Origin of the sequence: Candidatus Nitrotoga sp. BS (genome assembly GCF_927797785.1) — a bacterium.
Lineage (GTDB): Bacteria > Pseudomonadota > Gammaproteobacteria > Burkholderiales > Gallionellaceae > Nitrotoga.
In genome coordinates this window covers 22,689-31,976 of sequence record NZ_CAKMLL010000051.1, presented here as the reverse complement: position 1 = coordinate 31,976, position 9,288 = coordinate 22,689, and the positions used below count along the sequence as shown (strand labels likewise).

Here is a 9,288-nt window from a genome sequence, read left to right as displayed (position 1 = left end):
GCGCTACTCGCATTGTGTATTTCTCCTGTCTCGATAACTGGAAATGAGACAGGCATCATTGTTATTAGTTCCGTTAACTACGGTTCACTACACTAGTGGTGCGGCGCACCGGGGCTCGGTAATTTGATGAACATAGGCGGTGACGATCAACACCGTCACCCTCACTACGGATGAATTAGCATCTGGCACAGTCTTAGAAAAACGCGATTAAAATGGATGCTTTTGCTGGGAAATATTGTAATCACCAGTCAGTAAAATTAATTTTAAAGTGCAGACGTAAATATTCGTTCAATAAGATTTTTAATATGCGACGGATCAAAAGGTTTGTCACAGATTGCTGAAACGCCTGCCTGCTTAACGGCGGCAAGCCGTTTTTCCTCCCGTTCGCTGGTAATCATTATTATCGGCAGCGCATTTTGCCAGCTCTTGTTGCGAATAAATTCAACCAGTTCCCCGCCATCCATTTCTGGCATGTTGTAATCGGTAATGACCAGATCGAAGGAATGTCCTTGAACGATTTCTGCCCCCCGTTTGCCATTTTCAGCTTCGGTAATATTCTTGAAGCCGATATTTTTAAGCACCCTGATCAGGTAGGATCGTGCGCTGGAGCTGTCATCCACTACTAGAATCTGCAGATTTTCAATGTCGAAGTCATCTTTTTCCAGCGCGAGGCTGCCTGCATTTAGATAGTCTAGTGTGGTGAAGATGGCTGCGCGTAAGTGTTTTATTTCAAATGGTTTTGTCAAGATAGCGCAGGCACCGGATTGCCGCACAGAATCCAGGTAAAGCGGGTTATCCTCGCTGGAAATCAGGATGAAAGCTATGTCCGCTAATGCTTGATCGGTGCGCATCACTTCAATCAGTCTAGAGCCAGACATATCATCCAGGTACATTGAGCTGATGATTAGGTCAGGTTGTTGCTTGCGCATGGCCGCAAGTGCGGTAGTCCCATTTTGGAAAACTTGTATGTTTAACACACCAAGATCGCTGAGATATTTTTGGATAATGCGCGCCTGCAGGCTGGAAGGTTCGACCAGAAAAACGGAGAGTTCACTCGTGTTGATAACTGATTTCATCGCAACCTCATTATTTTTATTGATATTTTATTGAATTTATTATCGGTCGTTGCACTCCGAACTTGAATTAGTCCTATTTAAAGTGTTGTCGATTGATCGAATTAAGTTTGACAAAAGCTTTGAGCGGAACATTGCGCACCCAAAAAAACGGGGAGAAATTGAGTTTTCACACAGCCTTGGTATCCGAGGTACGACACGTCAGTTAAATAGCATGTCAAGCAAATGACTCCTCAACTGTTCATTAGAAGTGGAAACACAATCCCCACAAAGAGCTTGCTAGCTACCAACTCCATTTTATTGACTTGTGTGCGCTAGTTGGCGTTCTTCACCCTTCACCATCAAGTCACAATACCTATTGCTTTGAGCGTGTGGCAACCCACACTGGAGCCGGGCAAGGCTGGGCGGATGGTGTGGAAGCAAAGCCACTTCGCGTTTGAATACTAAGCCACTCGGCGCAACCTTGGCGAAGCCCTGAAACAATTAAGGACTTACGCGCTGGTGTTGGTACTCCGCCATTTTTGGGTGGCTCGAAGATGCGCGGTGAGTTGGACGATGAATACACCGATTTTTTGTGCAAATACTACGAAGGCTCGGTGCTGGGCGGCGCGGACTTGGTGGTTTATTGGTTCGAGAAGGCATGCGCCCATATTGAAACGGACAAGTGCTATCGTGCTGGATTGGTTGCCACGCAATCTGTGCGCAAAGGCGCTAACCAGAATGTTCTGGTGCGTGTCTGTGGTGCTGCCCGTATCTTCAATGCGAGGAGCGATCAAGATTGGATTAACGAAGGCGCAGCGGTGCGCGTGTCTGTTGGTGTGCTTTGGTTCCCTCTCCCAACGGGAGAGGATGGAGGGTGCTGTGCTGGACGGCAAGGCCGTTGAGAACATCCATGCTGACTTGATCGGCAGGTGTCGGGCTTAATCTGACACCTGCCAAACAGCTCGCGGAGAACGCGAGTGTGGCATTTAAGGGCGCAAAAAATGGTGCATTCAACATTTCCGATGAACTTGCACGGCAATGGCTCAAGTTGCCCAATCTGAATGGCAAGCCAAGCAGCGATGTACTTCGCCCTTGGGCGAATGAACAAGGTATAACAGGCTACTCTAAAAAACGTACCCTCACCAACCTCTATAATGCCCGCCCCGCATGGCTGGATAATGCGCACAAAGTATTGGATGCTGTTGTCGCAAAAGCTTACGGCTGGGACGATTACGCACCGGGAATGCCCGACGAAGAAATCTTGCGGTGCTTGCTGTTAATAAATCTGGCGCGAGCGTGATAATAAAAGATGAAAGAACGTGGCGTATTTTGAACGCTGAAAGCCCACTTCGGAGGAGTTCAATTGACTGTTTGATTCGATAGCTGACTACCTTGACTGGTAGTAGCGTGCAAAAGCGGAAAGCCAAGGTAAAGGAAAACGACCGCTTGCCAGTACTCCAATTAATTTCTGATGGCGCATCAGTAAATATATTGGATGCCATTTTTTTCTTGTGGCCTGTTTTTATTTTTAGAGGTCGTTGCTTAAGCGACCAGCTGTAGCTGATAGTCAGTATCGCCCAGTGGCAAGCGGCATATCCTGTGCGGATGTTCTGATAATGCCACTATTTCCGGAATAGCAAACGAATAAGAAGGTTATTCCAAAAATTACTTAACACTTGAAAGGATGACGCAACACGATGGTTTCATCGCGATCCGATCCAGTGGATACCATATCAACTGGCACTTCGCAAATCTCTGCAATGCGTTGAAGGTAGTTGCGTGCTTCCAGTGGCAGGTTTTCATAACTCTTTACGCCTACTGTACTATCGCTCCAGCCTGGCATGTCTTCATATACTGGCTCGCAGCCAACCAGGGATTCTGCACCTACTGGCAAGATGTCGCTGTACTGTCCTTCGCAACGATAGCCCACTCCCAAACGTAGCGTTTGCATACCGTCCAGCACATCCAGTTTGGTTACGCATAAGCCGGTTACGCCGTTAATTTGAATAGAACGCTTGAGTGCAGCAGCATCAAACCAGCCACAACGACGTGCACGTCCGGTAGTGGAACCAAATTCATGTCCTTTTTCTGCCAGATGTCTACCCACTTCGTCATCTAGTTCGGTTGGAAAGGGGCCAGATCCAACGCGTGTAGTGTATGCCTTGGTGATGCCGAGTACGTAATGCAACATTTGCGGGCCGACACCGCTACCGGCACAAGCCGCTCCTGCGATACAGTTGCTGGAAGTTACGAATGGATAAGTGCCATGGTCTATATCCAGCAATGTGCCCTGTGCACCTTCAAATAGTAGATTTAAACCGGCTTTGTTCGCATCATACAAAGCGCGTGGCACGTCCAGCACCAATGGCTTGATTCGTTCTGCCAATGCAAGCGTGTCGTCTAACGTCTTCTGGAAATCGACTGTTTCGACGTTGAAATAATTTTTCAAGACGAAGTTATGATAATCCAGCACCTCGCCCAGTTTTGCGGCGAAGCGTTTACGATGGAACAGATCTTGAAGACGGATGGCACGGCGCGCGACCTTGTCTTCATAAGCGGGGCCGATACCGCGTCCCGTAGTCCCAATTTTGGCTGTGCCCTTTGCCAGCTCACGAGCTTTATCCAAGGCCTCGTGATAAGGCAAAATTAACGGACATGCTTCGGAAATACGCAGGCGGCCATAGACATCCACGCCGACAGCGGCCAAACCATCCATTTCTTTAAGGAGCGCCTGCGGCGACACCACCACGCCGTTGCCAATGTAGCACATCACGTGTTCGCGCAGGATGCCAGAGGGAATGAGGTGCAGCACGGTTTTTTTGCCATTGATAACTAGCGTATGTCCGGCATTGTGACCACCTTGGAAGCGCACTACGCCATGTGAGTGATCAGTAAGCCAATCGACTATCTTACCTTTACCTTCATCGCCCCACTGCGTACCGATAACTACAACATTTGTCGACATTACTGATTCCTGATTTACTATTGATCGTTGTAATTAAAAATTGTCCACACCTTTTTGGTAAGTGGGTATAAATTTAAAATTTTATTTTTACCACATGCCATTCACCATCGCGCATGACTAGTTCGCTGTCACAACTGAGTTCAGAGCGCAGTTCTACAGCACCCAGAAAATCAATGATTACTGCGTGTCCCTGTGCGCGCAACTGTGCGATTTTTTCATGTAGCGCTGCATCATCACTATGTGGTGCCAATATTCCCATAGGTTGCGAGTGTTGCCCCAGCAAACCATGCAGCTGGCGTATATCCATACTGAAGCCAGTGGCGGGGCGGGCGCGGCCGAAGCTTTTGCCCACATCGTCGTAACGTCCGCCAACAGCGATAGCATCATGGCTACCTGCATGATAAGCGGCAAATACCATGCCACTGTGATAGTGATAGCCTCGAAGTTCGGCAAGATCAATGCCAATGCTGTGTGCCAGTGGTCGCAGATGATTCGCGGCTTGTTCCAGGTCATCCAGTGCTGCTGTTACTTCAGGGTAATTCGGCAGCACCGCACGGGCGTGTGCGATCACCTCTATCCCACCGTACAATTCAGGCAAAGTTAACAGCGCATTTTTAACTTCCGGCATTAAATCAGCTACTAATGGACGCAAGGCTGGCACGTTCTTGCCTTGTAATGCCTGGGATAATGCCACTTCCGTTTTTTTCGGAACACCAGCGCGATTGATCAGCGCGCGAAACAGCGCTACATGGCCAAGGTCAAGATGCACCCCTTCAACACCGAGTAAAGTCAAAGCCTGGAGCATTAAACGCTGCACTTCCAGATCACTGTCCAAGCCGCTATGACCATACAGTTCTGCACCAATCTGTAACAATTCGCGTGTGCGCATTAATCCCGCAGGCTGAGTATGTAGCACACTTCCGGCATAGCATAGTCGAGTTATGCCTTGTCGATTGAGCAAGTGTGCGTCAATGCGTGCCACCTGAGGCGTGATGTCGGCGCGCAACGCCAAGGTGCGTCCACTCAATTGGTCGACCAGCTTAAAAGTGCGCAAGTCCATATCATGGTTGCCAATGATCTGCAGAGACTCGGCGTATTCCAGTAGCGGTGGTGCTACTAACTGATAACCGGACAGGCGCAGCAATTCGAGCACGCTAGCACGCATACGCTCAATGCGCCATGCCTCATCCGGCAATATATCTTGAATGTATTCTGGCAATAGCCAATTTGAATTCGGCATTATTTCACCCAATACAGTAATAGCAGCCCGGACAGCATGGCTGTGATGCCAAAAAAACGGATTTGTTTATCAGTAAACAACACCAGTTTGCGAAGCGCTTCACGCCACACGGCAGGAAATAGAAACGGCATGATACCTTCAATAACCAGCATCAATGCCAACCCAATTAACCAATAAGTTAGCATATTGAAAACATCTACTTATTTGCTCCCCTACTGGGACTCTTAAGGTATTTAAAGAATGTGGAGCTGGGATCTATCACCATGACATCGCTCTTGTTCTTGAAGCTCTGCTTATATGCATCCATGCTGCGATAAAATGCATAAAATTCTGAATTACGCCCAAACGCAGCAGCATAAATTGCAGTTGATTTAGCGTCACCATCTCCCTTTATCTTTTGCGCTTCACGGTACGCATCGGCGAGAGTCACTTCTCGTTGCCGGTCCGCGTCGGCGCGGATTTTCTCACTTTCGGCATTACCGGTTGCACGAAGTTCATTGGCAACGCGTTTACGCTCGGCATCCATCCGGCGATATACCGATTCACTTATTTCAGTGGGGAAATCCACCCGTTTCAAACGCACGTCCAAAACTTGTACACCGATCTTGCGTGCGTCGAAATCTGCTTTCTGACGCAGAATTTCCATAATTTTGTCGCGTTCACCGGACACCACTTCATTGATAGTTCGTTTACCGAATTCCTCACGCATGACTGAGTTGACCGTCTGCATTAAACGAGTTTTTGCACGGATCTCGTCCCCTCCCACACTGATGTAATATTGCTTTACATCGGCGATGCGCCACTTGACGAATGCATCCACCATCACGTTTTTCTTTTCCGCTGTGATATAGCGTTCTGGTTCCGCGCTGTCCATGGTTAAAATGCGCGAATCAAAATAACGTACATTCTGTATCAACGGGATTTTGAAATAGAGGCCGGGTTTGGTCTTCACGCCTACCATTTCACCAAGTTGTAATACGATGACTGCCTGGCGCTGATCTACCACGAACATAGTCAGACTGAGCAAGATTAATACTGCGGCTGCACCCATCAAAATATTGACTAAATTCGTTTTCATGGACGTGTCTCCCTGTTGCGGCTGCGTAGTGCCTCTTGCGCACGAGCATCATTCGTCGATGCGGATGGTGCCGCTTGTAGTTCAATATGCCCCGCTGCTTGTCTCTCGGGCATGGGTAGCGCATTCTGCGCAGTGCTTTGAATCAATTTGTCCAGCGGCAGGTACAGCAGGTTGTTACCATTTTTCTGGTCTACCATCACCTTGCTCGTGCTGGTCAAAACCTGTTGCATCATGTCGATATACATGCGTTCACGAGTAACAACAGGTGCTTTCTCATATTCTTCCAGCACTTGCCGGAAGCGGCTGGCATCACCCTCGGCACTGGCGATTACGCGTTGGCGATAACCGTCTGCCTCCTGCATTAGACGTGCCGCCGCACCCTTCGCTTTGGGTATTACATCATTGGCGTAAGCCTGGCCTTCGTTCTTCTGGCGCTCCCTGTCCTGTCCCGCCTTAACCGCATCGTCAAATGCGGCTTGCACCTGTTCAGGCGGTTGCGCATTTTGCATGGTGACTTTGCTCAACAGAATCCCGGATTTATAGCGATCCAAAATATCTTGGGCTAATTTGGTAGTAGCCGCAGCCACCTGTTCGCGTCCTTCGTATAGCACGAAGTCCATCTTATTCTTGCCAATAATTTCTCGGATTGCTGTTTCTGCTGCTTGTCGTACATTCTCATCTGGCGCACGGTTATTAAATAAGTAGTCGCCAGCGTCTTTCAAGAAGTACTGAACGGCGAATTGAATATCTATAATGTTTTCATCAGAGGTCAGCATCAGCGACTCTTTTAAAATTTTGTTTTTGACGTTCTCACGGTAACCAATTTCCACCGTCCTGACTTGACTAATATTCACGACTTCGACGGACTCAATAGGGAATGGTAAATGCCAGCGTGGGCCGGGTTGCGTGGCCTCGACAAGTTTACCGAAACGTAGCACCACACCGCGCTGGCTAGCGTCCACAATGTAAAATCCACTAGCGATCCAGATCAGTAGCACTACCACTGCAATCAAGCCAACGCTGGCATTGTATTTATTAGAGTTGCCACCGTTACCACCGTCGCCAGTGTTGCCGGTGCCGCCCCCCTTGTTGCCGAACAGCGCGGAAATTTTTTTATTGATGTCGCGCAAGACTGCTTCTATATCTGGTGGGCCGCCGTTGTTTTTTTTACCCCATTGAGGGTCATTTAATCCCATAGTTAATCCTATTTAATCAATCAGTTAGTTTCATGGGTGTTCGATTGTGTCCGTGTGTTACGTGCTTCCGCCAACGCCGCACGCAATTCATCTATCCCCGCGCCAGTTTTAGCGCTCAAATGAATGCGCGCAATTCTAGCATAATCGTCACGTTGCACGGCTGCGGGTAAATCCTGCAAATCAATCTTATTGAATATCAAAATTTGCGGGATATGCTGTGCGCCAATTTCCAACAATACTTTATTAACTTCAGCTATCTGGTCAAACCTTTCTGAGCTGTTGGCGTCCACTACATGCAGCAACAAGTCGGCCAGCGCCGTTTCTTCTAATGTGCTACGGAAGGCTGCAATTAAGCCATGCGGCAGATGACGTATGAAGCCTACTGTATCCGACAATACCACCTGACCCGATCCCTCGATATATACGCGTCGAGCAGTTGTGTCGAGCGTGGCAAACAACTGATCTGCAACATATGCATTCGAGTGGGTCAATTTATTGAATACAGTGGACTTGCCCGCGTTAGTGTAACCAACGATAGAAACCGATAACACTTCTGAGCGCGTGCGCGACCGGCGTAACACTTGGCGATGGCGTTGCAACTTATCTAGACGTTCTTTCAATAAAACCACACGTTTATCCAGTTTGCGTCTATCCAGCTCCAACTGTGTTTCGCCTGGTCCGCGAGCACCTACTGCATATTTCTGTTGGCCCATGTCGGTATTCATTCCGACCAAACGTGTGGAAAGATATTTAAGCTGTGCTAGCTCGACCTGTACCTTACCTTCATGGCTTTGTGCGCGCAGGGCAAAGATATCCAGAATCAGCATGGTGCGGTCAATTACACGTGCCTTAATTCTAGCGGTAAGATTGCGCATTTGCGCAGGGGACAGGTCGTGGTTAAAAATAACCAGCGGAACGTCGTTTTGTTCGACAATGGCGGATATTTCATCCACCTTGCCGCTACCCGCAAATAAAGACGCATCCGGACGATGCCGCCGTCCTTCCACTAATGCGATGCTATGCACACCCGCACTTTCCGCCAGCAGGCGCAATTCTTCCAGGCTTTCTGCATAATCCGGCGAACCAAAATCCAAGCTTACTAATACTGCTGTATTAATTACTGAGGTGCTTTTGTGCATTACTCAGTGTCTAATGGAATGGTTATGGCGCGTGTGGGAACGATGGTTGAAATAGCGTGCTTGTATACCATTTGCGTGACTGTGTTCTTCAGCAGTACTACATATTGGTCGAATGATTCGACCTGGCCTTGCAGTTTGATGCCATTTACCAGATAAATGGCGACCTGCATATGCTCCTTGCGTAGGGCATTCAGGAATGGGTCTTGTAACTGTTGCCCTTTTGTACTCATTAGATTTTGCTCTTATTGGTTATGGTGGATAGCCACTTTACTGGATTTTTAGACTATTCGGAAGAGTGCATGGCTTCTATTTTCATGTAATCTTTATCTCGAAGCAGCGCAAGAAGAGAATGCTCGGAGTACTGCTCCAGCACTTTGGATAGAGATAATTAGGGCGTTGGCGAAGTATATAGAAGGGCATACAACCGCCTTGGTCGGTTCACGGTTTATTGGCCCCCTATGAGGGGTTCACCCAATAAGCCTCCGGCTTTGCCGGAGGTTTATATAATTGAAAGTTCGTTGTGAATGAGATTGAAACTGTTATACGTGCATGAACATAATAGGAACAACGACGGCAGAATGTAAAGTTAATCGTTCAGGCGTAAGGCTAAATGGA

10 protein-coding genes are annotated in these 9,288 nt (G+C 48.2%); 2 read left to right on the top strand and 8 right to left on the bottom strand.

Annotated features, from left to right (window positions below; all coding sequences use genetic code 11):
* Positions 1-263 precede the first annotated feature (263 nt).
* A complete protein-coding gene (locus MJ769_RS05755; RefSeq protein ID WP_239235085.1) occupies positions 264-1,076 on the bottom strand; it encodes a response regulator in 813 nt (270 codons plus the stop codon).
* A 437-nt stretch (positions 1,077-1,513) separates the two neighbouring features.
* On the opposite strand from MJ769_RS05755, the gene MJ769_RS05750 reads away from it, so the two are divergent.
* Both MJ769_RS05750 and MJ769_RS05745 read left to right on the top strand, forming a co-directional pair.
* A complete protein-coding gene (locus tag MJ769_RS05750; protein ID WP_320412148.1) occupies positions 1,514-1,957 on the top strand; it encodes a DNA methyltransferase in 444 nt (147 codons plus the stop codon).
* Between the two features lie 77 nt (positions 1,958-2,034).
* Positions 2,035-2,355 (top strand): hypothetical protein, encoded by a 321-nt coding sequence (locus tag MJ769_RS05745; protein ID WP_239235082.1) that lies wholly within the window; start codon positions 2,035-2,037, stop codon positions 2,353-2,355.
* Positions 2,356-2,724: 369 nt separating this feature from the next.
* Here the strand turns inward: MJ769_RS05745 and MJ769_RS05740 are convergent, their stop codons facing one another.
* From MJ769_RS05740 to hfq, 7 genes are all read right to left on the bottom strand, one after another.
* On the bottom strand, positions 2,725-4,020 hold the full coding sequence (locus MJ769_RS05740; RefSeq protein WP_239235080.1) for an adenylosuccinate synthase: 1,296 nt from the start codon (positions 4,018-4,020) through the stop codon (positions 2,725-2,727).
* Positions 4,021-4,093: 73 nt separating this feature from the next.
* Positions 4,094-5,260 carry an ATP phosphoribosyltransferase regulatory subunit gene (locus MJ769_RS05735; RefSeq protein ID WP_239235078.1) on the bottom strand — a complete coding sequence of 389 codons (1,167 nt, stop codon included), beginning with the start codon at positions 5,258-5,260 and terminating at the stop codon, positions 4,094-4,096.
* A complete protein-coding gene (locus MJ769_RS05730) occupies positions 5,260-5,445 on the bottom strand; it encodes a DUF2065 domain-containing protein (RefSeq protein ID WP_239235076.1) in 186 nt (61 codons plus the stop codon). Before MJ769_RS05730 ends, MJ769_RS05735 begins: the two co-directional genes overlap by 1 nt.
* Positions 5,446-5,456: 11 nt before the next feature.
* On the bottom strand, positions 5,457-6,338 hold the full coding sequence (hflC, locus tag MJ769_RS05725; RefSeq protein WP_239235074.1) for a protease modulator HflC: 882 nt from the start codon (positions 6,336-6,338) through the stop codon (positions 5,457-5,459).
* A complete protein-coding gene (hflK, locus tag MJ769_RS05720) occupies positions 6,335-7,534 on the bottom strand; it encodes an FtsH protease activity modulator HflK (protein WP_239235072.1) in 1,200 nt (399 codons plus the stop codon). The genes hflC and hflK overlap by 4 nt, the downstream gene beginning before the upstream one ends.
* Before the next feature lie 20 nt (positions 7,535-7,554).
* A complete protein-coding gene (gene hflX, locus MJ769_RS05715) occupies positions 7,555-8,673 on the bottom strand; it encodes a GTPase HflX (protein ID WP_239235070.1) in 1,119 nt (372 codons plus the stop codon).
* On the bottom strand, positions 8,673-8,903 hold the full coding sequence (gene hfq, locus MJ769_RS05710; protein ID WP_239235068.1) for an RNA chaperone Hfq: 231 nt from the start codon (positions 8,901-8,903) through the stop codon (positions 8,673-8,675). Before hfq ends, hflX begins: the two co-directional genes overlap by 1 nt.
* Between the last annotated feature and the right edge of the window lie 385 nt (positions 8,904-9,288).

Coding starts and splice junctions, on each gene's coding strand:
- hflX (WP_239235070.1), bottom strand. CDS start 8,673: ATGCACAAAAGCACCTCAGTAATTAATACAGCAGTATTAGTAAGCTTG.
- MJ769_RS05730 (WP_239235076.1), bottom strand. CDS start 5,445: ATGCTAACTTATTGGTTAATTGGGTTGGCATTGATGCTGGTTATTGAA.
- hflC (WP_239235074.1), bottom strand. CDS start 6,338: ATGAAAACGAATTTAGTCAATATTTTGATGGGTGCAGCCGCAGTATTA.
- MJ769_RS05740 (WP_239235080.1), bottom strand. CDS start 4,020: ATGTCGACAAATGTTGTAGTTATCGGTACGCAGTGGGGCGATGAAGGT.
- hfq (WP_239235068.1), bottom strand. CDS start 8,903: ATGAGTACAAAAGGGCAACAGTTACAAGACCCATTCCTGAATGCCCTA.
- hflK (WP_239235072.1), bottom strand. CDS start 7,534: ATGGGATTAAATGACCCTCAATGGGGTAAAAAAAACAACGGCGGCCCA.
- MJ769_RS05755 (WP_239235085.1), bottom strand. CDS start 1,076: ATGAAATCAGTTATCAACACGAGTGAACTCTCCGTTTTTCTGGTCGAA.
- MJ769_RS05735 (WP_239235078.1), bottom strand. CDS start 5,260: ATGCCGAATTCAAATTGGCTATTGCCAGAATACATTCAAGATATATTG.